Origin of the sequence: Dyella jejuensis (assembly GCF_044904675.1) — a bacterium.
Lineage (GTDB): Bacteria > Pseudomonadota > Gammaproteobacteria > Xanthomonadales > Rhodanobacteraceae > Dyella_B > Dyella_B jejuensis.
Genome location: NZ_JADIKJ010000012.1, coordinates 79,236 through 105,468 on the forward strand (window position 1 = coordinate 79,236; position 26,233 = coordinate 105,468).

Annotated in this window: 21 protein-coding genes; 12 read left to right on the plus strand and 9 right to left on the minus strand. The window is 61.5% G+C overall.

The features are described 5' to 3' along the window. Nucleotides 1–75 precede the first annotated feature (75 nt). The 3 genes from cysD to ISP15_RS11420 all read left to right on the plus strand — a co-directional run bounded on the left by cysD (nt 76) and on the right by ISP15_RS11420 (nt 4,099). Complete coding sequence (cysD, locus tag ISP15_RS11410; protein WP_404547464.1) at nt 76–981, plus strand: sulfate adenylyltransferase subunit CysD; 906 nt, start codon at nt 76–78, stop codon at nt 979–981. Continuing rightward, nucleotides 981–2,837 (plus strand): adenylyl-sulfate kinase, encoded by a 1,857-nt coding sequence (gene cysC / locus ISP15_RS11415; protein ID WP_404547465.1) that lies wholly within the window; start codon nt 981–983, stop codon nt 2,835–2,837. The genes cysD and cysC overlap by 1 nt, the downstream gene beginning before the upstream one ends. A gap of 89 nt (nt 2,838–2,926) precedes the next feature. Next, a complete protein-coding gene (locus tag ISP15_RS11420; RefSeq protein WP_404547466.1) occupies nt 2,927–4,099 on the plus strand; it encodes a DegT/DnrJ/EryC1/StrS family aminotransferase in 1,173 nt (390 codons plus the stop codon). 60 nt (nt 4,100–4,159) lie between these two features. Here ISP15_RS11420 and ISP15_RS11425 read toward each other — a convergent pair whose 3' ends face one another. The 4 genes from ISP15_RS11425 to ISP15_RS11440 all read right to left on the minus strand — a co-directional run bounded on the left by ISP15_RS11425 (nt 4,160) and on the right by ISP15_RS11440 (nt 9,746). Beyond that, complete coding sequence (locus ISP15_RS11425; RefSeq protein WP_404547467.1) at nt 4,160–5,104, minus strand: electron transfer flavoprotein subunit alpha/FixB family protein; 945 nt, start codon at nt 5,102–5,104, stop codon at nt 4,160–4,162. A gap of 23 nt (nt 5,105–5,127) precedes the next feature. Next, entirely contained in the window at nt 5,128–5,874 is a 747-nt protein-coding gene (locus tag ISP15_RS11430; protein WP_404547468.1) for an electron transfer flavoprotein subunit beta/FixA family protein, read from the minus strand. A 125-nt stretch (nt 5,875–5,999) separates the two neighbouring features. Further along, nucleotides 6,000–8,087 carry a glycosyltransferase gene (locus ISP15_RS11435; RefSeq protein WP_404547469.1) on the minus strand — a complete coding sequence of 696 codons (2,088 nt, stop codon included), beginning with the start codon at nt 8,085–8,087 and terminating at the stop codon, nt 6,000–6,002. A gap of 57 nt (nt 8,088–8,144) precedes the next feature. Beyond that, the gene (locus tag ISP15_RS11440) at nt 8,145–9,746 is read right to left on the minus strand and encodes an electron transfer flavoprotein-ubiquinone oxidoreductase (RefSeq protein ID WP_404547470.1); all 1,602 of its coding nucleotides are present in this window, start codon (nt 9,744–9,746) and stop codon (nt 8,145–8,147) included. Nucleotides 9,747–9,926: 180 nt separating this feature from the next. Here ISP15_RS11440 and ISP15_RS11445 point away from each other — a divergent pair, with 180 nt between their 5' ends. From ISP15_RS11445 to ISP15_RS11475, 7 genes are all read left to right on the plus strand, one after another. Continuing rightward, a complete protein-coding gene (locus ISP15_RS11445; RefSeq protein WP_404547471.1) occupies nt 9,927–11,324 on the plus strand; it encodes an amidase in 1,398 nt (465 codons plus the stop codon). 79 nt (nt 11,325–11,403) lie between these two features. Further along, nucleotides 11,404–11,991 (plus strand): class I SAM-dependent methyltransferase, encoded by a 588-nt coding sequence (locus ISP15_RS11450; protein WP_404547473.1) that lies wholly within the window; start codon nt 11,404–11,406, stop codon nt 11,989–11,991. Next, nucleotides 11,972–12,616, plus strand: a complete 645-nt coding sequence (locus tag ISP15_RS11455; RefSeq protein ID WP_404547474.1) for an alpha-ketoglutarate-dependent dioxygenase AlkB family protein — start codon at nt 11,972–11,974, stop codon at nt 12,614–12,616. The genes ISP15_RS11450 and ISP15_RS11455 overlap by 20 nt, the downstream gene beginning before the upstream one ends. A 75-nt stretch (nt 12,617–12,691) precedes the next feature. Next, nucleotides 12,692–13,792 (plus strand): glycine cleavage system aminomethyltransferase GcvT, encoded by a 1,101-nt coding sequence (gene gcvT, locus ISP15_RS11460; protein ID WP_404547475.1) that lies wholly within the window; start codon nt 12,692–12,694, stop codon nt 13,790–13,792. A gap of 115 nt (nt 13,793–13,907) precedes the next feature. Continuing rightward, nucleotides 13,908–14,306 (plus strand): glycine cleavage system protein GcvH, encoded by a 399-nt coding sequence (gcvH, locus tag ISP15_RS11465; RefSeq protein ID WP_404547476.1) that lies wholly within the window; start codon nt 13,908–13,910, stop codon nt 14,304–14,306. A gap of 581 nt (nt 14,307–14,887) precedes the next feature. Then, nucleotides 14,888–15,412 carry a met regulon transcriptional regulator MetJ gene (gene metJ / locus ISP15_RS11470; RefSeq protein WP_404547477.1) on the plus strand — a complete coding sequence of 175 codons (525 nt, stop codon included), beginning with the start codon at nt 14,888–14,890 and terminating at the stop codon, nt 15,410–15,412. Between the two features lie 356 nt (nt 15,413–15,768). Then, nucleotides 15,769–16,818, plus strand: a complete 1,050-nt coding sequence (locus ISP15_RS11475; protein ID WP_404547478.1) for an energy transducer TonB — start codon at nt 15,769–15,771, stop codon at nt 16,816–16,818. Between the two features lie 85 nt (nt 16,819–16,903). On the opposite strand, the gene ISP15_RS11480 is transcribed toward ISP15_RS11475, so the two are convergent. Further along, on the minus strand, nt 16,904–18,208 hold the full coding sequence (locus tag ISP15_RS11480; RefSeq protein WP_404547479.1) for a serine hydrolase domain-containing protein: 1,305 nt from the start codon (nt 18,206–18,208) through the stop codon (nt 16,904–16,906). 370 nt (nt 18,209–18,578) lie between these two features. Between ISP15_RS11480 and ISP15_RS11485 the strand changes: the two genes are divergently transcribed. Next, nucleotides 18,579–19,838, plus strand: a complete 1,260-nt coding sequence (locus ISP15_RS11485) for an NTP/NDP exchange transporter (protein ID WP_404547665.1) — start codon at nt 18,579–18,581, stop codon at nt 19,836–19,838. A 26-nt stretch (nt 19,839–19,864) separates the two neighbouring features. Here the strand turns inward: ISP15_RS11485 and ISP15_RS11490 are convergent, their stop codons facing one another. Genes ISP15_RS11490 through mtgA form a run of 3 tightly spaced genes read right to left on the minus strand, consistent with a single transcriptional unit; the run spans nt 19,865 to nt 22,111 of the window. After that, on the minus strand, nt 19,865–20,293 hold the full coding sequence (locus ISP15_RS11490) for a CBS domain-containing protein (protein WP_404547480.1): 429 nt from the start codon (nt 20,291–20,293) through the stop codon (nt 19,865–19,867). Nucleotides 20,294–20,337: 44 nt separating this feature from the next. After that, nucleotides 20,338–21,306: a glycosyltransferase family 2 protein gene (locus ISP15_RS11495; RefSeq protein ID WP_404547481.1), complete on the minus strand. Its 969-nt coding sequence runs from the start codon at nt 21,304–21,306 to the stop codon at nt 20,338–20,340. A gap of 58 nt (nt 21,307–21,364) precedes the next feature. Further along, complete coding sequence (gene mtgA / locus ISP15_RS11500; RefSeq protein WP_404547482.1) at nt 21,365–22,111, minus strand: monofunctional biosynthetic peptidoglycan transglycosylase; 747 nt, start codon at nt 22,109–22,111, stop codon at nt 21,365–21,367. Between the two features lie 106 nt (nt 22,112–22,217). Here mtgA and hslO point away from each other — a divergent pair, with 106 nt between their 5' ends. Then, nucleotides 22,218–23,111 (plus strand): Hsp33 family molecular chaperone HslO, encoded by an 894-nt coding sequence (gene hslO, locus ISP15_RS11505; RefSeq protein ID WP_404547483.1) that lies wholly within the window; start codon nt 22,218–22,220, stop codon nt 23,109–23,111. Nucleotides 23,112–23,142: 31 nt separating this feature from the next. On the opposite strand, the gene ISP15_RS11510 is transcribed toward hslO, so the two are convergent. Further along, nucleotides 23,143–26,031, minus strand: a complete 2,889-nt coding sequence (locus tag ISP15_RS11510) for a bifunctional diguanylate cyclase/phosphodiesterase (protein WP_404547485.1) — start codon at nt 26,029–26,031, stop codon at nt 23,143–23,145. Between the last annotated feature and the right edge of the window lie 202 nt (nt 26,032–26,233).

Here is a 26,233-nt window from a genome sequence, read left to right on the forward strand (position 1 = left end):
CATGTCTGTCAAGGCGCCTCCGCGAGACAGGCCGGGCGTGGCAAAATACCGGTTTATTGTCGCTGGCCCGAGTTAATGAGCGTACCATTTTCACATCTTGACACGCTTGAAGCCGAAAGCATCCATATCTTCCGAGAAGTGGTAGCCAGCTTCCAGCGACCTGTCATGCTGTATTCCATCGGCAAGGATTCCTCCGTCTTGCTGCATCTGTTGCGCAAGGCGTTTTACCCCGCACCCCCTCCTATCCCGCTTTTGCACGTCGACACCACCTGGAAATTTCGCGAGATGATTGCGTTTCGCGATCAGGTCGCGGCTGCCGGGGATGTGCGTCTCCTGGTCCATATAAACGAAGAAGGTGTTCGCCAGGGAATTTCTCCGTTGGTGCATGGCGCGACGATGCACACCGACATCATGAAGACAGTGGCGCTCAAGCAGGTGCTCGATAAATACAAGTTCGACGCAGCAATCGGCGGCGCGCGGCGCGACGAGGAAAAGTCCCGCGCCAAGGAGCGCGTGTTCTCGTTTCGCAACGCACAGCATCATTGGGACCCAAAGCAGCAGCGCCCAGAGCTGTGGAATCTCTACAACACGCATATCCATCGGGGAGAGAGCGTGCGCGTCTTCCCAATGTCCAATTGGACAGAAATGGATGTATGGCACTACATCCGACGTGAAGGTATCCCGGTCGTTCCTTTGTACTTCGCCAAGCTGCGACCGGTTGTGGCGCGCGATGGTGCGTTGATCATGGTGGATGATGATCGTTTCACGTTACGCGAGGGCGAAAGGATCGAACAACGTATGGTGCGCTTTCGTACTTTGGGCTGTTACCCCTTGACTGGTGCCGTGGAATCCACCGCGACTACGCTGGACGAAATCATCGACGAGATGGCGCAATCGCGCTCTTCGGAACGCCAGGGGCGCGTCATTGATCACGACCCATCAGCGTCGATGGAGCGCAAGAAGCAGGAAGGATATTTCTAATGGCGGTACCTGAGATATCGAGGAGCAGTCGCCTGCGCTTCATCACTTGTGGCAGTGTTGACGACGGTAAGAGCACGTTGCTCGGACGTTTGTTGTACGACGCCGGTACGCTGCCAGACGATCAAATCGAAGCGCTGCGCCGCGACAGCCTCCGCCAGCATCCGGACGGACGGGTACTCGACTTCTCCTTGCTTACCGACGGACTGGACGCCGAACGTCAACAAGGCATCACCATTGACGTGGCTTATCGCTACTTCCAAAGCGTGCATCGTCATTTTGTCGTGGCCGATTGCCCAGGACATGAGCAATACACCCGCAACATGGCCACTGGTGCCTCACATGCTGATCTCGCGGTCGTGCTGGTCGATGCACGTAAAGGACTGCTGTCGCAGACTCGCAGGCATACATACATCTGCGCGTTGATGGGCATCCGCACAGTGATCCTGGCGGTGAACAAAATGGATCTGGTTGGGTATGCGCAGGATGTCTACGATTCGATCCGGTCTGCCTACGAGGCGCTGGCACGCCAGCTTGGCATTACCGTCGTGCATACCCTGCCGGTTGCGGCCCTTGGCGGCGACAATGTTGGCGTGCGTTCATCCCATATGCCGTGGTACACCGGACGCACCTTGCTGGAACACTTGGAAAGCGTCAACGTTGCGCCGCACGAATCGGCTGACTTCCGGATGCCGGTCCAGTGGGTGAATCGCCCGGATCAATCGTTTCGGGGCTACGCGGGTACCGTGTGTGGTGGTCGCATCAGGCCCGGTGATGAAATCGTGGTGCAGCCCGGAACGCAGCGCGCGCGCGTTGCTCGTATTGTCAGCGCCGATGGCGATCTCGCCGAGGCGCAGGCGGGTAATGCCATCACGTTAACGCTGGATCGCGAGGTCGACATCAGCCGCGGCGATGTGATCGCCATGGCGATATGCCCAGCGCCTGAAGCAGATCAATTTGCGGCGCACTTACTTTGGATGGGTGACACGCCGCTACTGCCAAACCGCGGCTATTGGCTGAAGATTGGTGCGCGAACTGTAAATGCGCGTATCACGGCCATCAAACACAAGGTTGATGTGAATACGCAGGCGCAACTTGCTGCGCACCGCTTGCAGTTGAACGAGGTGGGTTACTGCAATATCGATCTCGATCATCCCGTGGCCTTTGAAGCCTACGCTGTCAATCCGGCCCTGGGCGGCTTCATTCTGATCGATCGCCAAAGTCACGCCACGGTTGCATGCGGCATGCTGGATTTCGCGCTGCATCGCGCTGCCAATGTGCACTGGCAGCATCTGGATATCAGCAAGCAGGTGCGTGCGCAAAGTAAGGGCCAGCAACCGCGTTGCCTGTGGTTCACTGGCCTATCCGGCGCCGGCAAGTCGACGATCGCCAATCTGTTGGAGCGTCGGCTGAGTGCGAAGGGTTATCACACCTACTTGCTCGATGGCGATAATCTGCGCCACGGACTTAACCGTGATCTCGGTTTCACTGCTGAGGCGCGTGTGGAAAACGTGCGGCGCGTCGCGGAAGTTGCCCATCTCATGGTCGATGCGGGATTGATCGTACTGGTCTGCGTCATCTCCCCATTCCGCGATGAACGTAACTTTGCGCGCAATCTGTTTGACGAAGGTGAATTCGTCGAGGTATTTGTGGATACGCCTCTGGAGGAGTGCGAGCGTCGCGATCCCAAGGGCTTGTACCGGAAAGCGCGTGCGGGTGAAATTGCCAACTTCACAGGCATCGACTCGCCCTATGAAGTGCCGCTTGCGCCGGAAGTACATCTTCAACCCGCAGAACTGGGGCTTGAGGTAATGGTGGAGCAGCTTGTCCGTTTCGTGCTTCCATCCGTGGACCATTGAGCTGGCCTCGCTGTGGTGTATGGCGGGACTCTACTAGAGGTTCGGTGATAGCAGTTGTCCGCATGACCCATGAGTGTGATGAGAGCCCAATGAGTTCTGATGACAACCAATCTCCTTTTCTGATTTTCGGCGCTCCCCAGCTCGACGAATCGGATATTGAAGAAGTGGTGGCATGTCTGCGCTCGGGCTGGCTGGGTACAGGACCGCGCGTGGCTCAGTTTGAGCGCGATTTCGCCACGTTTAGGCGGGTGCAGCCATCGCAGGTCGCGGCCGTCAATTCGTGTACGGCGGCATTGCATGTAAGCATGTTGGCGGCTGGCATTGAACCAGGATCCGAAGTCATCACCACGCCATTGACGTTCTGTGCCACGGTGAACGCGATCTTGCATGCAGGGCATGTCCCTGTGCTGGCCGACGTCGATCCCATTACTCAAAACATCGATCCGCAGGCCATTGAGGCCGCCATTACGCCACGTACCCGCGCCATCGTGCCCGTTCATTTCGCCGGCCGCCCATGCGAGATGGACCTGATCATGGCGATCGCGCGCAAGCATGGGTTGGTAGTGATCGAGGACTGCGCGCATGCTGTCGAGGCTGCGTTCCATGGTCAGCCGCTCGGTACATTCGGGGACTTTGGTTGCTTCAGTTTTTATGTCACCAAGAACGTCACGACGGGCGAGGGCGGTATGATCTTGGGTCGAAGCGAAGAGCAGTTGGCGCGTGCGCGGATACTCGCCTTGCATGGCATGAGCAAGGACGCCTGGCATCGCTTCGGTGACCAGGGATACAAGCACTATCAAGTTGTGGAAAGCGGCTTCAAGTACAACATGACCGATCTGCAGGCTGCGATCGGGCTGCATCAGTTGGCACGTGTGGAGAAAAATTGGCTACGCCGACAGGCGATTTGGCAACGCTATGATGAAGCCTTTGCAAATTTGCCTATAACGTTGCCCGCCCCGCCCGATGCCGCGATGCGTCACGGGCTGCACCTGTATACCGTGATGATTGATGTTCGTCGCTGCGGTATCGGCCGCGACGATTTTCTAGATGCGATGAATGGCTTGCGCATTGGTACTGGAGTGCATTATCTCTCGATTCCAGAACATGCTTATTATCAGCAGCGCTTCGGCTGGCGACCCGAACAGTGGCCGCGCGCGATGAGGCTGGGGCGGGAAACGGTAAGCTTGCCGCTCTCGCCGGCCTTGTCGGACGATGATGTTGCGCGAGTAATCGAAGCGGTGAGATCCATCTTGCGCGCCTAGCCGTTTCCGGATCACCTAAAAGGCGGCGCAATTGCGCCCGCCTTCTTTACCGTAGGCAATTTAGCCGATCGCCTGTTCCAGCTCCGGAATCAGTTTGAACAGATCTCCAACCAGACCGATGTCGGCTATTTCGAAAATCGGTGCTTCGGCGTCCTTATTGATCGCCACGATGGTGCCCGCATCCTTGATGCCGGTCAGGTGCTGGATGGCGCCGGAAATGCCGATGGCCATGTACAACTCCGGGGCGATGATCTTGCCGGTCTGGCCGACCTGAAGTTCGTTCGGCACATAGCCTGCGTCGACGGCGGCGCGCGAAGCACCCACCGCCGCGCCGATCTTGTCGGCGAACTTGTAGATAATGTCGAAGTTTTCCTTCGAGCCCACGCCGCGACCGCCGGAAACGACCTTGCTTGCGCTTTGCAGGTCGGGGCGATCGCTCTTGCCTTGCTTGAGTTCGACAAAGCGCGTATGCGAAGGCAATGCGACATCCAGGCTGAGCGCTTCGATCGGGGCAGCCTGGGAGCCGTTGGCGGCGGCCGGCCACGATGCCGTGCGAATGGTCGCTACTACCGTGTGAGCGGCATCGGCTTCCACCGTGATGATCGCGTTACCGGCATAGATGGGACGCTTGAAGCTGTGGCTGCCTTCCACGCTCATGACGTCGCTTACCTGTGCCACGCCGAGCAGGGCTGCCACACGCGGGGCGACGTCCTTGCCGAAGGTGGTGGAGGATACGAATACATGGGTGTAACCGGCGGCTGCCTTGGCGATCTGCGGAGCGAGCGTCGCGGCGATCGGATGTGCGTTTTCGGCGCGTGCCAACGTGAGCACGCGACTTACGCCTTCGATCTTCGCTGCGTCGGCCGCAACGGCTTCGACGTTATCGGCAAGCACCAGCACATCGATGGCTTCGGGTTCAACCGCGCGGGCCGCGCTCACGGCGCGAGCGGTAGAGAGGTTCAGCTTGCCGCCCAGATGTTCGGCGATAACCAGGATCTTGCTCATAGGTGTCTCCTCGTCAGGGCTGCTTACAGCAGGCCCTTCTGCTTCAGCGCGGCAACCAGTTCGGCTGCATCCTTGACCATCACGCCCTTGCTGCGTTTGGCCGGAGCGGCATAGTGGGTGGTCTTCAGATGATCGTGCGTGTCGACACCAAGCGAGGCGAATTCGATCGTGTCGATGGGCTTGGATTTGGCTTTCATGATGTCCGGCAGCTTGATGAAGCGCGGCTCGTTCAAGCGGAGATCGGTGGTGATGACCGCCGGCAGATCGGCTTCGATCGTTTCCAGGCCGGCATCTACTTCGCGCGTCACGGTGACCTTGCCATCGGCAAGTTCGACTTTGCTGGCGAAGGTGGCTTGCGGGCGATCCCACAGTGCGGCGAGCATCTGGCCGGTCTGGTTGGCATCGTCGTCGATCGCCTGTTTGCCAAGGATCACGAGTCCGGGTTGCTCCTTTTCGACCAGCTTCTGGAAAACGCGCGCGGCGGTAAGCGGTTGCACGGCATCGGCGGTGACAACGTGGATGGCGCGGTTGGCCCCCATTGCCAGCCCGTTGCGCAGATGCGCGGTCAGGTCGGCAGGGCCGATCCCCACGACGATGACTTCTTCGGCCGCGCCTTTCTCGCGCAAACGCAGCGCTTCTTCCAGCGCGATATCGTCAAAGGGATTGGCGGAGAGTTTCACGCCGTCGGTCACCACGCCGGTGCCGTCGGGCTTGACCTGGATGCGGACGTTGTAGTCCACAACACGCTTGTAGCCGACCAGAATCTTCATCTTGGTTCCTTCAACCGGGCACCCTTTGAGGTGCTTGGAATGACTAAAGCGGTTATTCTAACCGATGCTCCATCCGGGCACGAATGGTCCACGTTCCTGGCGCGAGCGACCGGCTTTTCGCGTTCTCAGAGCGGGGGGAGCGCGCGGCGCAGGGCCTCGCGCGCGGCACTGAAAGAGAAGTGCTGACGGATGTTGTCGAGTCCTCGGTCAGACAGGCGCAACCAAAGCGCTTCGTCGTCGTATAGGCGCAGTACCGACGAAGCAAACGAGTCGGCATCGTCACCGACAAGGATGTTGTCGCCGTGATGCAACTGCATGCCTTCGGCAGCGATGCTGGTTGCCACCACGGGCAGGCCATGGCTCATGGCCATGTTGACTTTGCCTTTGACGCCGGCGCCGTATCGTAGCGGTGCCAAGGCGACGCGGCATCCTCGCATCCATGGTTCAATGTCGGCCACGCGACCGTGGATGTGAACCCCCTCGCCACTAAGTTTTAATCGTTCGGCCTCGGGGATATCTCCGATCAGATGCAGGGCCATATCTGGCCGGGCGGCACGGATCCGCGGGTAGATATCGCTGATGAGCCAATTCACGGCATCGACATTCGGCGGGTGGCCAAAGCCTCCGATGAAAACCATGTCCTTGCGCTCTGCGAAGCCCGCGTTGCGGCCAAAAACCTCGTGAACGTTGGACAGGAGTTCAACCTTCGCGTCAGGTGCCTCTTGCGATAGCAATGCCTGCTCTACCGGGCTGACCACCAACGTAACATCGCAGGCACGTATCAATGCCAGCTCACGCCGGTACGATGCGTTGGCCTGGCTTGCTATCGCCTTGTTGGTGGTGTGTTCGGCGGCACGTCGTTCGCGCAGAAAGTGCAGGTCGACCGTATCGAAGATCACCTTGGCGCGTGGCGTAAGTCTGCGCACCAGGTCGAGATTGGGTGTGGCGACATAGTGCCGGCACAGCATGACCGCTTGCAAAGTGTCGCGTTCGCCGGTCAGCCAGCGGGCAAGCGAAGGCGACCACGGTTTGCAAAGGGTATGTACGCCCAGGCGACCCAACTGGCATATCTCATCATGGCTGGCGACACGGTTGTCGGCCATGAAGCTCACACGCCAACCCATTTCGCCCAGCAATCGCATGATGTTGATCAGGCGCAGCGAACCGGAATCGCGTGAAGCGTCGGGCGTGAGGGCGTCGAGGATCAAAATATGTGGACGGCGATCATGATGGATCGCCCTTGCGGCTGGCGTATTCGGCGCCGGCTGGCTTTCCAGCACCTGGGCCCACTTCTGCGCGAATTTGCTTTTATTGACGACCTGATATTGCTTTACACCCGCTTGCAGGTCAGTGCCCGAAGTGATGCCTTCGAAATGAATAATCAGGCTTTCCGGCTGGTAAATGACGCGCTTGCCGGCGCCCCGCACCGCAAACGCCAGATCAGTGTCCTCGTAGTACGCCGGCGCGTAACGCACGTCGAAACCATGGATCTGTCGAAACAGCGCGGTTTCGATCATCAACGACGCGCCCGAGATGTAATCGGTATCGCGCCGATAAAGAAATTTTGGATCGTCAGGCTGTTCGAAGCGACCGTAATTCCAGCCGTCGGCGTTGGAAAATATGATGGCGCCTGCTTCCTGCAGGCGGCCATCGGGATAAACCAGCCGACTGCCGGCAATCCCGCAGCCGGGTTCCTCTCGAAAGCAATCGAGCAGGCGATCGAGCCAGCCGGGCGTGACTTGCGTGTCATTGTTGAGAAACAGCAGATATGAGCCGCGTGCGGCGCTTGCTCCAGCGTTGCAACTGCCGATGAAGCCGAGATTTTGCGCATTTTCCAGCAGGCGTAATCCGCCTATTTGGCCAAGCGTCTCGACGCCCGCATCGGGAGACGCATCGTCGACGATAATGACTTCGAATGGTGTCTGCGCCCCATGACGCGCAATGGAGCGAAGGCATGCCAACGTATAAGGCAATTTGCCATACACCGGTATGATGACGGAGACCAGCGGCGTGTCGCTTGCAGGAAGCGTGAAAGGCGCGAAAGCCTGCTCCGGCGACTCGAGTGTCCATGTTGGCGCGCTAATCGCACGAGGGCGAAATTCCTGTGCAATGCGTGCCATCGTGCCCCCCAGGCCGCGTTGAGCCACGCTGCCTGCGATACGGCGCAACAGGTAATGCAAGCGCTTGAGGCGCCAATTCAGGGGGGTGTTCAAAAAAGTTTCCTCTTGGAGGTCAGTCGGCCATTATCGCGTAGATGCCGGCTGATCGCCTTAAAGGTTCTGATAATTGGGGCCCGATCCGCCTTCCGGCGTAACCCAGTCGATGATTTCGTAAGGGTCTTTGATGTCGCAGGTCTTGCAGTGTACGCAGTTGGCGGCGTTGATCTGCAGGCGCTTGCCGGCATCGTCTTGCACGATCTCGTAGACGGCGGCAGGGCAGAAGCGGGTGCAGGGGTTGCCGTATTCCTCGGCGCAGCGGGTGACACAGATCGACGTATCTTTGACGTGCAGGTGAATGGGCTGGTCTTCGTCGTGTTCGGTGGCGGCGAAATAGACGCCGGCCAGGCGATCGCGTGGCGGCAGTTCGCGTGGCGCGTAGTCGCGCCTGGGTTCTTCCTGCTGGCCAAGCTTGTGCAGGGAGGACCAGTCTGGCTTGTTCTTCAATGTCCAGGGTGATTTGCCGCCGATGAGGGTTTCCCAGGCAGCATTGAGCATGCCGAACCATAGCCCTTTCTTGAAGCCGGGCTTGATATTGCGCACGCTCTTCAGCTCGGCCATGACTTCCGAGCTGCGCAGCTTGGCGTCGAAGCCGGCCGAGCGCAGGTCGTTCGCGGCCAGGTGTTCGGCAGCGAGCATGCCGCTCTTGATGGCCTGGTGCGTGCCCTTGACCTTGGGCACATTAAGCAGGCCGGCGGTATCGCCGATCAGGAGCGCGCCAGGCATCTCGACCTTCGGCAGCGATTGATAGCCGCCGGTGACGATGGCGCGCGCGCCCGCGGAAAGGATGGTGCCGCCTTCGAGCAGCGATTTGACCATGGGATGGTTCTTCCACTGCTGGAATGCCTCCCACGGTTGATAGTTGGGATCGCTGTAGTCCAGTCCGCTGACGTAGCCCAGCGCGATGCGGTCCTTGTCCAGGTGGTAGAGAAAGCTGCCGCCATAGGTATGGTTATCGGCGGGCCAGCCGAAGCTGTGCACGATTTTGCCGGGTATCACGCGGTCGGCCGGTACCTGCCACAGTTCCTTGATGCCGATCGAATAACCTTGCGGATCGCTGTGCTGGTCCAGTGCAAAGCGCTTGATCAGTTGCTTGGTGAGACTGCCGCGCGCGCCTTCGGCCAGCACCGTGACCTTGGCCTTGATGTCGATGCCCTGGGTGTAGCCGGGCTTGTGCGATCCATCCTTGGCGACGCCCATGTCGCCGATGCGCACGCCGGCCACCGATCCATCCTCGTTGTAGATGGTGTCGGCGGCGGCGAAACCGGGGAAGACATCCACGCCCAGGGCTTCGGCTTGCGGCGCCAGCCACGCGCACATGGCGCCGAGCGAGACAATGAAATTGCCATGATTTTTCATGCCTGGCGGCACCGGCAGTTTGCGTCCGCCGGTCTTGCTGAGCAGCCAGAACTCGTCGTCGGCTGCCGGCACGCAAATCGGCGGAGGATTGTCACGCCAGCCGGGTAACAGCGCATCCAGCGGCTGCGGCTCGATCACCGCCCCGGACAGGATCTGCGCGCCGATGGTTGAGGCTTTCTCGATCACGCACACGCTCACGTCGGGCTTGAGCTGCTTCAGGCGGATCGCAAAGGAGAGCCCGGCGGGCCCCGCACCGACGACGATCACGTCGTATTCCATCGTCTCGCGTTCGGTCATGGGATGGGGCTCCGTCGTGTGGCTTTAAGGGCTGCAGGCATATCGGGCGACCGCGTGGTGTTCCGGCGGCGGCCCGGACGGTATTCTCCGGATTCGCCTACTGCGCGGCAAACGGGTAGCCGCTTGCGGTCGGTTGGTTGTCCCTGGACATAATCGCGTTGGTTCCGCGCCGGAGTGTGCATGAATTCCTTACCGCCGATTGCCGATATCGATCTTCGCCGCGCTACGCTCTGCCAGCTCCTGCATTGGCTGGCGGCTGGCCGGGTGCATGCCGGGCAGCTTGCCGAGGTGTATCTGGATGCCATCGAGCGTATCAATCCGCAGCTCAACGCCTATGTGAAGCTACGCCCCGCCATGCTGCGCGAACAGGCGCGAATGGCCGAGCACCGCAGGCGCGACGGTATCATCGGAAGGCTTGACGGCATCCCGATCGCGCTCAAGGACAACTTCGACATCGCCGGCTGGGTCACGCGCTCGGGCCTGCCCGATGGCGGCCATCCGGCCGAACAGGATGCGCACGTGGTCGCCCGGCTGCGCGCATCGGGCGCCGTGCTGACCGGCAAGACCAACATGGACGAAGGCGCGCTCGGCGCGATCACCGACAACGCGCATTTCGGCCCGACCCATAATCCCCATCGTCATGGCTACACCGCGGGCGGCTCCTCCGGCGGTGCGGCGGCAGCGGTGGCGGCGGGATTGACGGTGGCGGCCGTCGGTTCCGATAGCTTGGGATCGATCCGCATCCCCGCCAGCTATTGCGGCCTGTTCGCGTTGAAGCCCACGCAAGGTGAAATTTCCACTCGTGGCATGACGCCGGCGGCGCGCCGGCTTGATTGCGTGGGCTTGCTCGCGCGTGGTGTGGACGACCTGACGATCTTGCTGCAGGTGCTGGCCGGCTACGACGCGGACGATCCACGTTCGCGTCGCCGCCGCGTGGCGCTCTCGCCGCCCGACTGGGAGCCGGGCCAGCTGCGTTGCGGCGTGTTGTCGAACCTGCCTGCGCTGGGCGTGCAGCCGGATGTGGTCGCCGTGTTCGAGGCGGCGCTGGCCAAACTCGATCGCGAACTCGGCCAGCGTCGCGACGTGGATTTCGAGGACTGGCACTTTGCGCGCGCCCGTCGCGCGGGATTGCTGCTGATGGAAGCGGAAATGCTCGGCACTTTCGCCGCGCAGCTGGCCGACACCGAGCATCCGGTTTCGGCGCGCTTCCGCAGCATGCTCGATTACGCGGCCCGCAAGACGGCTGCCGACTATGCCCAGGCCGACCGCGTGCTTGATGCGGCCGCACTCAAGATGCGCAGGCTGTTTGCGCAGATCGACGTGCTGGTGCTGCCGACCACGCCGCAAGGTGCCTTTCCATTAAATGGCCCGGTACCGGATACGCAGGCGGACCTCACCAGCTTTGCCAACCTTGCCGGTTGTCCGGCGGTAAGCATTCCCATGGGAACGCTGCCTGATGGCTTGCCGATCGGATTGCAACTGGTCGGTGCGCGCGGCTCGGATCTGCGTTTGCTGGAACTGGCCGAGGTGTGGTCCGCCACGCTCGACGCGGCGCCGGACTACCCTGTCCTCCCCTGAATAGTACGAATGTCGAGAAACTGACAACGTTTTGTTACGGCCTGCCCGGTAAAGTGACACAAACGGCCAGGCTCTCCCCATGCCCGCTTACAACCAGCAACTCACTTTTTTCCGCGAGTGGGTCAAACATCCTTTGCAAATGGCCTCGGTATTGCCGTCCGGGCGGCCGCTGGCGCGCATGATGGTATCCGCCATGCCGGCCCACGCAGGTTGCGTGATCGAACTCGGGGCCGGCACGGGCGTCATTACCGAAGCGCTGCTTCACCACGGGGTATCCCCGGCCCAATTGCTGGTGCTGGAATTGAACGCCACGATGCACGCCATCCTGCGGCGGCGTTTTCCACAGGCGCAGGTGCTTTGCGCCGATGCGCGCCACGTCAACGAACTCGCGCAGCGCACCGGCGTCCTGGCGCCCACGGGCGCCGATGCGATCCTCAGCAGCCTGGGCTTGTTGAACATGTCGCCGGAATTGCAGCGCGACATCATGTCGGCCGCGTTTACGGTGCTGCGTCCGGGCGGCGTCTTCGTGCAATACACCTATGGTTGGCACAGCCCGCTGCACGAGCAGGTACGCCGGCAACTTGGTCTCCGTTGCATCCGGCTCGGCAGGGTCTGGCGCAACGTGCCGCCGGCGCAGGTATTCACCTATGTCCGTGACCCTGCTTGAGTCAGCCGCCGGCAGCTGGCAGGTATTGCCACTGGCCGATGCGGACGTGCGTTTCGCCGCGCGCTGGCTGGCGCCGCTTGAGGCAGATGCCTTGTTCGATGCCCTGCTGCGCGAGATTCCCTGGGAGCGCCATCGGCTGCGCATGTTCGGCCGGTATATCGAAGCGCCGCGGCTAAGCTGCTGGATCGGCGATCCGGGCGCTGCCTACACCTATTCGAACAGTCGCTTCGAACCCCGACCTTGGCCCCCTTTGCTGCTTTCCTTGCGCGAGCGCGTGGAAGAGGGCTGCGATGCGCGCTTCAACAGTGTGCTGGCGAATCTCTACCGGGACGGAGGCGATTCGATGGGCTGGCATAGCGACGACGAACCGGAACTGGGATCGCAGCCAATCATCGCCTCAGTGAGTCTTGGTGCGGAGCGTCGCTTCCGTTTGCGCCGGCGCACGGTGCGCGGCGTGCGTGCAAAGCCGGTCGGCCTGTCGCTGCCGCATGGCAGCCTTTTGTGCATGGCGGGCGATACCCAGCGTTGCTACCAGCACGATTTGCCCAAGAGTGCCGATGTCAGTGCGGCGCGGATCAATCTCACGTTTCGCCTGATCCATGGTGCCGCGCCTTGCCGGCCATGATGCCGTGCAACTTGGATTGATCACGGGTGCTGGACATAATGCGTGGTCCCCCTTTTCCTCTCTGGCAGGCCCGCAATGACCGACAAGACCGTACTCAACGCCACCCATCGCGAACTGGGCGCTCGCATGGTCGACTTTGGCGGCTGGGACATGCCGATCAGCTATGGCTCGCAGATCGAGGAGCACCATGCCGTGCGTCGCGACGCCGGCATGTTCGACGTTTCGCACATGACCGTGGTCGACCTGCATGGCGCGCGCGTGCGCGAGTTCCTGCGGCACCTGCTGGCCAACAGCGTCGACAAGCTCAAGGTGCAGGGCAAGGCGCTTTATTCGTGCATGCTCAACGAGCAGGGCGGGGTGATCGACGATCTCATCGTCTATTTTCTCGGCGATGAGTTCTTCCGCGTGGTGGTCAACGCGGCCACCCGCGCCAAGGACCTGGCCTGGATCGAACAGCAGGCAAAGACCTTCCACGTAGCGATGCAGGGGCGCCCGGATTTCGCCATGATCGCCGTGCAGGGTCCGAATGCGCGCGCCAAGGTGATCGGCCTGCTGCATGAAGTGGACCGCGCCCGGATCGAAAAGCTTGGCCGGTTCGCTGCGGCGGCCGCACAAGGCCCCCATGGTGTGGCGCTGTTCATCGCACGCACCGGCTATACCGGCGAGGACGGTTTCGAAATCATGGTGCCGCAAGAGCAGGCCGCGATGCTGTGGAAGGAGCTGGCTGCTGCCGGTGTCGCACCTTGTGGCCTGGGTGCGCGCGACACGCTGCGCCTGGAGGCCGGCATGAACCTTTATGGGCAGGACATGGATGAAACCGTCACGCCGTGGGAAGCCGGCCTGGCCTGGACCATTACCTTGGACGAAGGCCGTGACTTCATCGGCCGCAAGGCACTGGAAGCACAAAAGCAGGCCGGTGTGCCGCGCGCGATGGTCGGCCTGGTGCTCGATGACAAGGGCGTGCTTCGCCATGGCCAGAAGGTGCTCACCGAGCAGGGCGAGGGCGAAATCCTTTCAGGCAGCTTCGCGCCGACCTTGAACAAATCGGTGGCGTTCGCGCGGATTCCGGCCAATGCATCGGGCAACGTGCGGGTGGATATCCGTGGCCGTGAAGTGCCCGTGCGCGTGGTGAAGTTTCCGTTCGTGCGCGACGGCAAGCCTTGCGAGGGCATTTGAGTGCTTGGGCGTACACAGGAATGTTTCCTTGTCCGCGATGTCCCCTTCCCGATTCTCCAGCAGTTAGAATCCACGCCTTAACCCCCGATCGAAACAACGACCACTGGATGCGACCATGAGCGCGAGCGAAATTCCCGGCGATCTGAAATTCCTCAAATCCCACGAGTGGGCCCGTGTCGAAGACAACGGCCTGATCCGCGTGGGTATCTCCGACCACGCCCAAGAGCAGCTTGGCGACCTGGTCTACGTTGAGCTGCCTGAAGTGGGCGCCAGCGTGCAGTCGGGCATCGGCGCGGCGACGGTGGAGTCGGTCAAGGCCGCTTCCGATATCTATTCCCCGGTTTCCGGCGAAGTGGTCGAGGTGAACGAGCGCCTTGCCGACAAGCCCGAAGCGATCAACGAGGACGCTTACGGCGAAGGCTGGCTGTTCGTGGTCAAGGCAAGCGACCGCGCCGAGCTCGACGAGTTGCTCGATGCCGATGCCTATGCCGAGCTGATCGAAAGCGACGACTGACCGGCACCTCGTTCACGCCACATGCAACGGCCGCTTAGGCGGCCGTTGCCATGTTCGCGCCGAGCAATGCTGGCGATCCGCGTGACCGGCGTCGCCTACGATGTAAAAAGCTTGTCGAAGCATGCGCGCACTGTCGCGATGGATCCTCGGATGCGTGCGGCAGTCACTGACCCTTGGAAGCATGCGAAGGCGTTCCAGGGTACGGCGATCCGTTCCTTGGGCCTCGCCCGGACGCCTTTCAGTCTAAATTCGTTCATGCTGGGAATGCCCCCTCGGGGCGCTTGAAATGGCATCATGCGTCGAACATCGGGCATGCCTGCGCCGGTGTTGCGCGTGTATCAGCACCAAATGAGAAAAATCACGTTTTCAGCTTGTTTTTGGCATTTTTTGGAATGTGCGTAACGGGTTCTTTGGGCGTTTAGACGGCTGGCGACATTATGTTTTCGCTTGCAATACATCCTTCGGGATGGTCACTCATTGGCCGGTCGTCCGGTCGAAGGGATTGATTTCATGGCGAAAATTTATTGACAGTTGAAATGTTCAGGAATAGCTTTCGCACCATATAACGGGGAACAGTACCGATGGTGGCATCGAAATTCATCAAGCCTTACGTAGAACACGGCGAAAAATCCGGCGCGGTGAGAAAGATCACTGTTTCGATTCCAATGCATGTATTGCGACTACTGTCGGATTTGCGCACCTACCGACAGGTAAACAATTTAAGGCACGCCACGAACAGCGATCTGCTGGTTGAGGCGTTCCTTCACGCTTTTACTGGGCAACCACTGCCAACTGATGAGGAGCTGAGACGAACTATGGCCACTGCCAAGAAAACTGCTAGGAAATCGGCTAAGAAAGCCGCCAAGAAGACCACCCGTAAAGTTGCCGCCAAGCGGCCGGTCGCCAAGAAGGCCACCGCCAAGAAGCGCGCCGTGCGCAAGACTGCCAAGAAGGCGGCCACCAAGCGCGTAGGCGCCAAGAAGGCCACTGCCAAGCGCGTTGCAAAGAAGGCCACTGCCAAGAAGGCAACACGTAAGCGTACTGCCAAGAAGGCCGCGGCCGCCAAGGTGGTGAAAGCCACCAAGACCTCCAAAGCCAAGAAGTAAGACAACAAGTAAAGTTCTGTCGATTTGTCTCCCTGCGGTGCCCAGCGCAGGGAGGTGCTTCGAAAGCGTTTCGTCCCGGCGTGATGCCGGGACGCTTCGTTTTCGGCCTCCGAAAAACGAAAAAAGCATGAAGGACGCCCATGCCGGCGCCGTGTCCCGCGCCTGCCGGCGTCAGCCGGCCCCAATGCCGTCCTTACCAGTAAGCTCTCTCCGCGCGCCGTGAAGCACCGCGCATTTGCCGTATCGCCGCAATAGCGCTACCTTTTCTCCATCCGCGCCGCGGCAGCTGGGGAAGCCGCTCCTGGATAACAGGGGGGAAGCGCGGGTATCTGATGCCACGCAGTTAGTGAGAGATCATGGATACCCGAAATAATCGACATGCGCGCTCGCGTGCGCGCGGGGCCGTCAAGCCCGTCACCATCGCCATTCTTGCCATTATCGCCGGCCTGGCCGTAGCGTCGTGGATCCTGATCATCAAGCCGCATGAGGACATGGTGAGCGGGGATCTGGGCAGCCATCCGTCCACGCCGGTCGTCCTTGGTCAAAAGGCTGCCGCACCGCCGGTGAATGTAGAGGCGATGAGCCTCAATGACCTGCTGTCCGAGGCGCGCAAGGCAATGAACGAACAGCGGGTGATCGCGCCCGCCGGCAATAACGCCTTCGAATTCTATTTGAAGGTGCTGCAGAAGCAGCCCGGTAACCAGGTGGCGGCCGACGCATTGCGCGAGACGTTCCCGTTCGCGGCCAGCAACGTGGAGCAGGTGATCAACCAGCGCGACTTCAATGAAGCGCAGCGCGAGATTGACCTGCTGGCGAAGGTCGACCCCACCAACTACACCTTGACCATCCTGCGCTCCAAGCTCGATGCCCAGCGCAAGACCCTGGACGAGGAACAGCAAAAGCAGCTCGACCAGCAACGCCAGGCCGATCTCGCCGCGCAGAAGGCGGCAGCCGACAAAGCCGCCGCGAACAAAGCCTTGGCTGACAAGGCCGCCGCGGACAAGGCGGCCCAGGCGCAGGCCGCGCTGGCATCGCAACAGGAGAAGGCCAAGCAGGAAGAGCAGGCCAGGAAACCTGCCGCACCGGCCAATCAGGTGGCCGAGGGTGCACAGGCCTCCGGGGGCGAGACCCGTGATGCGATTCCGGTCTCGACCATTCGGCCGCGCTATCCGACTACCGCGCTTCGCAACAACCAGGAGGGCTGGGTGGACGTGCAGTACACGGTCAATGTGGACGGCAGCGTCGATAATATCCAGGTGGTGAGCGCTGAGCCGCGCCACGTCTTCGACAGCGCTGCCATCGACGCTTTGCGCCGGGCCAAATTCTCGCCCGCCATGCGAGACGGCACGGCGATCGCTTCGCAGCAGCAAAAGCGCATCGAGTTCAAGCTCAGCAACTCGCAATAAAGCTTGCCGCCATCACGCAACGAAAAAGGCGGGGCCGCATGGCTCCGCCTTTTTTCATGTCCATATGGAACCGGGCCGGATAGGATCAATCGCCGCGATAACGTCGCTTGCGGCGGGTTTTGGCGGGAGCCGTCCGGTTCGCTGGCGGATCGTTTTCAACACCGGCCCAATCCACATGCGGCAGGCCGAGCATGGCGTCGAATACCATCGGCATCAGGTCCGTGCCGATGGCTCCCGGCGAGTTCCACATCGATACCATGCCGATGCGGTACTTCGGGAAGAACGCGATCATGGTGCGATAGCCTTCCACTTCGCCAGCGTGGAAGATCATGGTTTCGCCGGCGTAGGTAAACACGCGCCAACCCAGCGCATAGCTGGCGGAGGTCAGGCGGGCGCGACGCCATGGCGTGGCGCGCATTTCACTGGGCGTCGGCACGCCAGGCGTATGCAGGTAATCCAGCAGCGACTGCGGCAGTACGTCCGGCCGGCCGCCCATCTGGGCGATCAGCCACCGTTCCATGTCATGCAGGCTGGCGTTGACACCGGCGGCGGGGGCGACGCGGTAATAGGCTTCCTTCGGATCGAACGATGTCCAGGCGTGCGCGCCACGGGGACGATGCGGCCGTGCCCAGCTCTTGCTGCTTTCCAGCGCCTCGCGGCCATAGCTGGCAGTGGTCATGCCGAGCGGGAAGAAGATGCGCTTGTCGACCTGGTGATAGAAGAAGTCGCCGGTCTCGGCGTAAATCAGGTCGCCGATCAGGCTGAAGGCTACGTTCTGGTATCCGTAGCACTGGCCGACATTGCAGGTGAGGGTGACTTCATCGAGCTTGCGCACCAACTCTTCGTAGGGGACGTTGTCCTCCAGCATAGTGTCGTAGGTGTTGTGCGGCAGGCCGAGGCGCTGGCCCAGGATGTCCTGTACCGTGGCTTGGCTGGAAGCTTGTGCATCCTTGAGCTGGAAGAACGGCAGCACGCTGGCCAGTTTGGTGTCCCAACCGAAGCTGCCGTCATCGACCAGCAGGCCGGTTACCGCAGTGGCGAAAGCCTTGGACAACGAGGCGAGGCGAAACACCGTGTCGGGCGTGACGGGCTCTTGCGTGGTCGCGTCCGCATAGCCGATTTCGCGTTCGAAGGCCACTTTGTTGTCCACGACTACGGCGGTAGCCAGGCCGGCCACTTCGTTGCGTTGTGCCACGACGTCGAGCCAATGCGAATACGAATCCAGCGCCGCCTTGATGCGCTCCGCCGGAATGGTTGCTGCACTGTCTGGATGGTGCGAGGCAGCCTGTGCTGGAGACGCAGCGGTTCGCGCGGCGGGTGCCGCGGCAGATATGCCGGTGACGCCCAGCAAGCCGGCTATCACGAAAGGGACCTTACGAAAAAACTGCATGCTGCTCCGCGTACTGTAACGGGCGTCGGATCACGCCCCGATCGTTGGCTAAGGGTGGGCATCCACGCGAGTCGCTGAATTGTCCTGTACTTGGGACACGCTCACAACGACGTCAAGGCACTCCTGCGGTAAGCACCGGATCTGGATTGACCTGTTGCGGGCGTGAACGTTCCGATGTGAGGGCGCTGGCGTGCCCAGCGATCTCAGTGCGCAATGGGCAAAAGAACAGTGTCGCGGGAAGGAAGGCATCATCGGACGTCCTGCCTTCCAGGGAGGGCCAGGCCGGCATGCTAGTCTTGCGCCGCCTTCCCGGAAGCCGCCCAAAGTGAGCACGTCGTCCCCTGCTGTCGCCCGCAAAGACACTACGCCGATGCTTTCAGCGCTTGCCTTCTGCCTGATATTGGCGGCGTATTACATCATTCGGCCGGTGCGCGACCAACTGGGAGGCGCTGTCGGCTCCAGCCAACTGCCGCTGTTCTATGTGGCCACGTTCGTGGCGATGCTGCTATTGACACCGGTCTTCGGTGCACTGGTGGCGCGCTTCCCGCGACGGCGCCTGCTGGGCTGGAGTTACAGCTTCTTCATCCTGTGCCTGCTGGGCTTCATTCCGGCATTCCTGGCGCAGGACCGCATTGGCGCGCGGACGTTAGGGGTAGTCTTCTTCATCTGGGTCAGCGTGTTCAACCTGTTCGTGGTGTCGCTGTTCTGGAGCTTCATGGCGGATGTGTTCGATAGTCGCCGCGCGCGTGAAGTCTTTCCCTTGATTGCACTGGGTGGTATGGCGGGAGCGATCTTGGGGCCGATCGTCACCAGCGTCTTGGTCGGCTTGATGGGTGTGGCGCCACTGCTATGGGTGTCGGCGACGATGCTGGGACTTTCCCTGGTGCTGCTGCTGCGCATATCGGTGCAGCGCGCGCAGGGCGGCGCAGCAGAGCAGCCCATAGGCGGGTCGCTGTGGGCCGGCATGCGGGAGCTGTGGTCGCGGCCGTTCCTGCGCGCCATGGCGATCCTGATGCTCTTGGGCGACGGCGTAGGCACGCTGGCCTATGCGTTGGTGGCCGACTACGCCAAGGTGCACTTTGCTTCGACCAGCTTGAGGACAGCCTTCTATGCACATATCGACCTGTCAGTGAACCTGATCGGTGCGTTCCTGCAACTGACGCTATCGCGTTGGCTGTTGGTGCGACGCGGTGCAGTGTGGACGTTAGTGGTGCCGCAGCTGGTAAACCTGGGACTGCTGCTGATGGTGGCGATCGGCGGCCACGCGCAACTGGCCTTGCTAGGGATCGGCGTACCATGGGTGGCGTTGATGATGGTAGGCACGCGCGGGTTCATGTACGGCATGACCAAGCCGGCCAGCGATGCCCTCTATACCCGGGTACCGCGCGAAACGCGCTACAAGGGCAAGAATTTCGTGGACACCGCCGTATGGCGTCTGGGCGATGTGTTGGTCACCAGTGGTGTCAGCGGGTTGGGCAAGCTGGGAATCGGGCTGGGCAGTATCGCGTTGATGGGTGCAGGCGTATCGGTGCTGGCCAGCTGGGTGGCGCGCAAGGCGGCCACGGCGCCGGATCTCGCTCCCGAACAAGGGAGCGAGCAATGCGAAACGGGTCACGAGAGCATTGCCTGAGGCATTCAGATAATGCGTTCCCGGTGTCAGCTGGTGATGTAGCGTTGCAATTGGTCGATCTGTTCGGCCTGCGCGCTGATCACTTCCTTGACCAGGTCGCCGATCGAAATCACACCCAGCACGCGACTGCCTTGCACCACCGGCAGATGGCGGATGCGGCTTTCGGTGCACAGGCGCATGCAGTCGAACACATCGGTTTCCGGTGTCACGGTAAGCAGAGGGCTGCTCATGATTTCCGACACGGCAGTCTGCGCGGAGGAACGTCCCTGCAAAATGACCTTGCGGGCGTAGTCGCGTTCGGAAACGATGCCGATCAATTGCTCGCCGCGCATTACCAGCAAGGCGCCTACGCGCCGCTCGGCCATGTGCTTGATCGCTTCCAGAACGGGAACTTCGGGCGCAATGGCGTAGATGTCATTGCCCTTTATATCCAGCAAGTGCTTGACCTGACGCATGCCAAACCTCCCCGTCGGCCGCAGCATGGCCGCGTCGTCACAGTTTAGCTCTGCCGTGTTGCCTCGGTGTGAAGCGGAGCCTGCGATGCCGGCGGATGGTCTTCTTCGATGAAATAGAGCGGGCGTTGCTTGCTTTCGTTGTAATTGCGACCGAGGTATTCGCCGATTACGCCAAGCGCCAGCAGTTGGATGCCGCCCAGGAACAGGATCACTACCATCAGGCTCGGGTAGCCTGGCACGGGGTCGCCTCGCAGCAGCGCTTTGAGCAGCACCTTCAGGCCAAACAGGAAGGCGCTCAAGGAGGCGGCCATGCCGGTCCAGGTGGCGAGCTTCAGTGGAGCGCTGGAAAAAGAGGTGATGCCTTCGATGGCAAACTGGGCCAGGCGCCAGTAATTCCACTTGCTGCGGCCAGCCAGGCGCGGGCTGCGCAGGTAAGTGATCGAGGTCTGGCGATAGCCGATCCAGGCGAACAGGCCTTTCATGAAGCGCTGCCTTTCGCGCAATTGCGCCAGGGCCGCCAGGGCGCGGCGCGAAAGCAGGCGAAAATCGCCGGTGTCGCGCGGTACCGCCACGTCCGACATGATGTCCATCGTGCGATAAAACGCCGCCGCCGTGAACCGTTTCAGGCTGGTCTCACCCGCGCGCGCGCTGCGCGTGGCGTAAACCACGTCGTAACCGGCCTGCCATTGTTCGACCAATTGCGGGATCAATTCGGGAGGGTCTTGCAGGTCGGCGTCGATGACTATCGCGGCATCGGCGTCGACCCGGTCGAGACCTGCGGTCAGGGCGGCTTCCTTGCCGAAATTGCGGGAAAGCTTAAGCGTACCCACTTGTGGATCGGCAGCGGCCAACGATTGCATGATCAACCAGGTGTCGTCCCGGCTACCGTCGTCGACGTATAGCACTTCGCATGTCATCGGCAGCTGGCCCAGCACCTTGGACAGCCGGGCGTGGAAGGCAGCCAGCACGGCCGATTCGTTGTAAGCGGGGATGACAACCGTAAGTCGCGGCATGCAGGTATCCGTCGAAAAACTGGTGCAGTGTAAGCGTGGGCGGGCCTGGAGCTAACCCTTAGCGGCGCCGCGCCTGACCAGTGTCGCGTGGTGGCTGCCGGCTTTCCAGATAACCCGGGCCGCCAAGTTGGCTGACTTGTTGCTCGATCCAGTGACTGCGTTCCAGCACGTAGCCGCTCGGATGATCCACGCGGAAACGGTCCGGATTAGGCAGCGCGGCCGCCAACCTGGCTGCTTGCGCAAGATTCAGCTGCGCGGGCGCCTCGTGAAAAAAAATGTCGCTGGCCGCGCCGACGCCGTAGATGCCGTCACCGTACTGGGCGATGTTCATGTAGACCTCAAGGATGCGGCGCTTGGGCCAGGTCGCTTCCAGCAGCACGGTGAAATAGGCCTCCAGGCCCTTGCGCACGAAGCTGCGGCCGTTCCACAGGAACAGGTTCTTCGCGGTTTGCTGACTGATCGTGCTGGCGCCACGCAAGCGTTTGCCGTCGTCAGCGGCATCGATGGCGTTCTGGATGGAGCGAAAATCAAAACCGTGATGGAACGGAAAGGTCTGGTCCTCCCCGGCGACCATCGCAATCGGCGCCCACGAAGAAATGCGCGACCACGGAACCCAATGCTGCTTGAGGCGAAAGTCCTTCTCGCCGTGCACCAGGGCTTCTACCCGGCGCTCCATCATCACCGCGGATGTCCATGGCGGCACGAAGCGCAGTACCACGACCACCAGCCAGCTCAGCGCGATCCACGACAAGATCACGATGCCCGCGTAACGCAGCAGACGGCGAAAAGAGGGAAGATGCGGCATGGTCGATCAGCCCGAAAAGCCCAGTATAAGCGGCTGGCGGCAGGCCATTGTCCGGTCCGGGGCGCGGCCCCATCTCTGGCTTCATGAGTTCATCGAGGTCGTTTACGTGGAAACTGTGCTTGTCGAGGACGTGCTCCATCGTTTTTTGCTCGAACGCGCCGGCGTTCGTGGCGTGGTCGTGCGCCTCGGCGCCGCCTGGCGCGAGGTAGGCGGTCGCGCGGACTATCCCGCGCCGCTGCGGGAATTGCTGGGCCAGGCGCTCGCCGCCAGCGCATTGCTGACCGGCAATATCAAGCTCGACGGAAGCTTGTCGATCGAATTGAAGAGCGCGGGGGCGCTGCGGCTCCTGTTTGCCGAATGTTCCGATACCGGGCGCTTGCGGGGCTTGGCGCGATGGAATCAGCCATTGCCCGCACCTTTGGTGCTGAACAATCTGCCGGAAGCACTCATGGCCATCACCATCGGCCATGCCGAGCGCGGCCAGCGTTACCAGGGCCTGGTCGATCTGAGCCAACCGGAACTGGCCGCCGCGCTGGAGAATTATTTTCAGCAATCCGAGCAGTTGCCGGCGCGCATCGTGCTTGCTGCCGATGCGCGGCACGCGGTGGGCCTTATGTTGCAGAAACTGCCTGGCGATGGCGGTCGCGATGGCGTGCAAGATGAAGATGCGTGGCCGCGTATCGAGCATCTGACCGCGACCCTGGGTGGCGATGAGTTGCTGGCTACACCGCCGGAACAGCTGCTTTATCGCTTGTACCACGAAGAAACGGTACGCCTGTTCAAGCCGCGACCGCTGGCTTTCGGCTGCAGCTGTTCGCGAGAGCGCGTGGAAGCGATGCTGCGCTCGTTGGGCCGCGCTGAAATCGAGGCTACTTTGGAAGCACGGGACGGCGTGATCGAAGTGACCTGCGAATTCTGTGCGCGCGTCTACACCTTTGACCGCGTGGATGCCGAGCATCTGCTGAGTGGCGGTACGGCGGCGAATTCGACGTTGCAGTGATGGTGGACGCCGCCGGGGACCTGGATCTCGATCAACCAGTCACGCTGGCTGTCCCCAGCCATACCTCTGCCGGTTGCGGCCGGGCGAACAGGAAGCCCTGGCCGTAGCGGCAGCCGATATGTCGCAATGCCTGGCGTTGTGCTTCTTCTTCGATGCCTTCGGCGATCACTTGCATGTGCAATGAGTCGGCCAGTACCTGGATCGCCCGCACCACCGGCACGCTATGGCTGCCGGCGATGGCCAGTTCGATGATGAAGCTGCGGTCGATCTTGAGCGTTTCGATCGGGTATTGATGCAGATAGCTCAGCGAAGAGTAGCCGGTACCGAAATCATCCAGCGCGATGCTCACGCCGTGCTGGCGCAAGTTGTCGAGCATACGCTTTACCTGCGCGGGATTTTCCAGCAGCGTGCGCTCGGTTACCTCGATGCGCAGCGAGCGCGGGTTGACCCGGTGGCTGCGCAGCAGGTCGAGCAGGCGATCGTCCAGATCGGATTGGCGGAAGTGCCGGCCTGATACGTTGAGGCTGACGAAGCCGTCGGTGCCGGCCAGCAGGCTCACCTGCGAGGCGACCTGTTCGAAGATCTGCCAGTCGATAGTTTCCGCACTGCCGTTTTCTTCGGCTACGGCCAGGAAATCGCCTGGACAAAGCAGGCCGCGATCGGGATGGCGCCAACGCAGCAGCGCTTCGTAACCGACGGTGCGTCCGTCTTCCAGCGCCACGATCGGCTGGTAGAACGGCACGAATTCGTTACGGCTGAGCGCACGGCGCAAGTCGCCCTCCATTTCCAGCAGCGACAGCACCTCGCGCCGCAGGCGGTCATCGAAGACGGCGGCGCGATGGCGGCCTTCGTCCTTGGCGCGGTACATGGCCGCGTCTGCGTCGCGCAGCAGTTCTTCCGGTTGCTGGTAATGCGGGCTGGGCAGGGCGATGCCGATCGAAGCTGAAGTGAAAATTTCCTTGATGCCGAGCCGAAATGGCACGTGCAATTCCGCGATGATGCGTTCGGCCACCAGGCTGGCCTTGCCGAGGTCGCTGATATCTTCCAGCAGGACGGCAAATTCGTCTCCACCCAGGCGCGCTACCAGATCGCGTGTTTTCAGGCATGCGCGGATGCGGCTGCCGGCCTGGAACAGCAGGTCGTCGCCGATCAGGTGGCCGACCGAATCGTTGATGACCTTGAAGCGGTCCAGGTCGATGAACAACACGGCAAATAGTTTGTTCGGATCGGCGTGATAGGCCTGCAACGCCTGCCCCAGGCGTTGCAGCAGCAAGGTGCGGTTGGGCAGGCCGGTCAAGGAGTCGTGCAGGGTTTCGTACATCAGCCTGCGTTCGACACGTTCGCGTTCGGCGATCTGTTCGCGCAGGTCGCGGTTGGCCAGCGCCAGCGCGCGCGTGCGTTCGGTGACGCGGCGTTCCAGATTGACGTAAGCCTGCTTCAGCGATTCGCTGGTCTGCTTGCGCTGCAGAGCATTGGCGATGTGGTAGCTCACGAAGGTGAGCAATTCCTGGTCGCGCGTGTCGTAGATGTGCTTGGGCGAATAGCTCTGTACGGCGAGCACGCCCATCACGCGATCGTCCCATATCAGCGGCACGCCCAGCCAGCACACCGATTTGGCACCCAGTTCCGCGCATTCGCCGCTTTCGGCGAGCCGCTCGAAGGCCTGTCGGTCGGCGAGTAGCGGCTTGCCGTGCTTGAGCACGTATTCGGTAGCGCCGTTGCCGATCGGTCGTGGCAGGCGCGTGGTTTCGATCTCGTCGATCGAATAGGGAAAGACGATGTTTTCGCCGCTCTCGTCGCGTAATGCGATGTAGAAGTTGCGCGCATACAGCAGGCCGCCCACCACGCGGTGCACGGCAGCATAAAAATTTTGCTGGCTCTCCGGCGCGCTCGCCAGTTCCGCAATGCGGAACAGCGCCGATTGCAGCCGCTCGCCACGCTGGCGCTGCAGCACTTGTTGGCGCAGCACGCGATTGGTGGCGCGCAGCGCCGCGGTGCGGTCGGCAACCCTGCGTTCCAGTTCGGCATGCGCCTCGCGGCGCTCCAGGGCGGTCTGCATATGTTGCGCCACGTAGCTGAGCAGGTCGCGGTCCTGCCGCGTGTAGTGGGTGTCGGCCCGGTAGCTTTGCACGGTGATGCCGCCGACCACCTGGTTGCCGCGTAGCAACGGCACGCCCAGCCAATGCTCGCAGGCCGGGCCGATAAGGTTGAAGCGACCTTCCAGCTGGTGGGCCAGCTCTTCCACGGAGCCCATGATCGGCTGAGTACTCTGCAGGAGGTTCCAGGTGAGGCTATGTCGCATTTCCTGCAGCGGATGGCTTGCGTCCGGCGCCGGCGGTTTTGGGTCGACCGTATCCACGTAATAGGGAAAGCGCACGCTGTCCGTAGCCGGGTCGTAGAGAACGATGTAGAAATTTTCCGCGTACATCAGCATGCCGACGATAGCGTGCAGCGATTGCATCATTTCGGTCATGTTGTGCGCGGTGCCGGCAAGCTCGGCGATGGCATACAGGGCGCGCTGCAGGCGTTCGGCCATGGCCAGCCTGGAAATCGCTTCATACAGGCGGCCAGTCTCGCTCAGCTGGCGCAGGCGAGTGCTGGCGAGCCGGCCCAGCCAGGCCAGCTCTTCGCTGGATGCGGCGGACAGTTGCGAAGGTATGCTCTCTACTACCAGGGTTTGCAGGGTTTGGGGGTCCTTGGCGAGGCTGAGCCTGCCGGATGCCGGCGGCACATCGTCTGCTTCAGCAGACCAGCGCAAATCGCCCCGAACGTCAAAACAGGCCAGCGCCGTCCTGCAATGTTCCAGCACGCTGTCCGCGTCGGCGGCCTGGAACAGCTTTTCCACGGTTTCACGCAACGGCGCCGGGGTGGCCCCGGTTGCCGTTGGCGGGAAGTCGCAGCTGTCAGGAACTGAACTCATGTCAAACGAGCGGGTCCATGCGCGGTATCTCGGTTGACTATATATCGTGACGATACCGTGATGTTGCCCGGGATCATGACATAAACCAGGTGGCCAGAGACCCGATTCCATGCATTCCTCGTGCCAGCAAGTCATTGTTCATGGTGTGATTTGGCCTATTGCGGCACAAAAAAGCGGGTGGCCCAGGGTGTTAGTAAAAAGT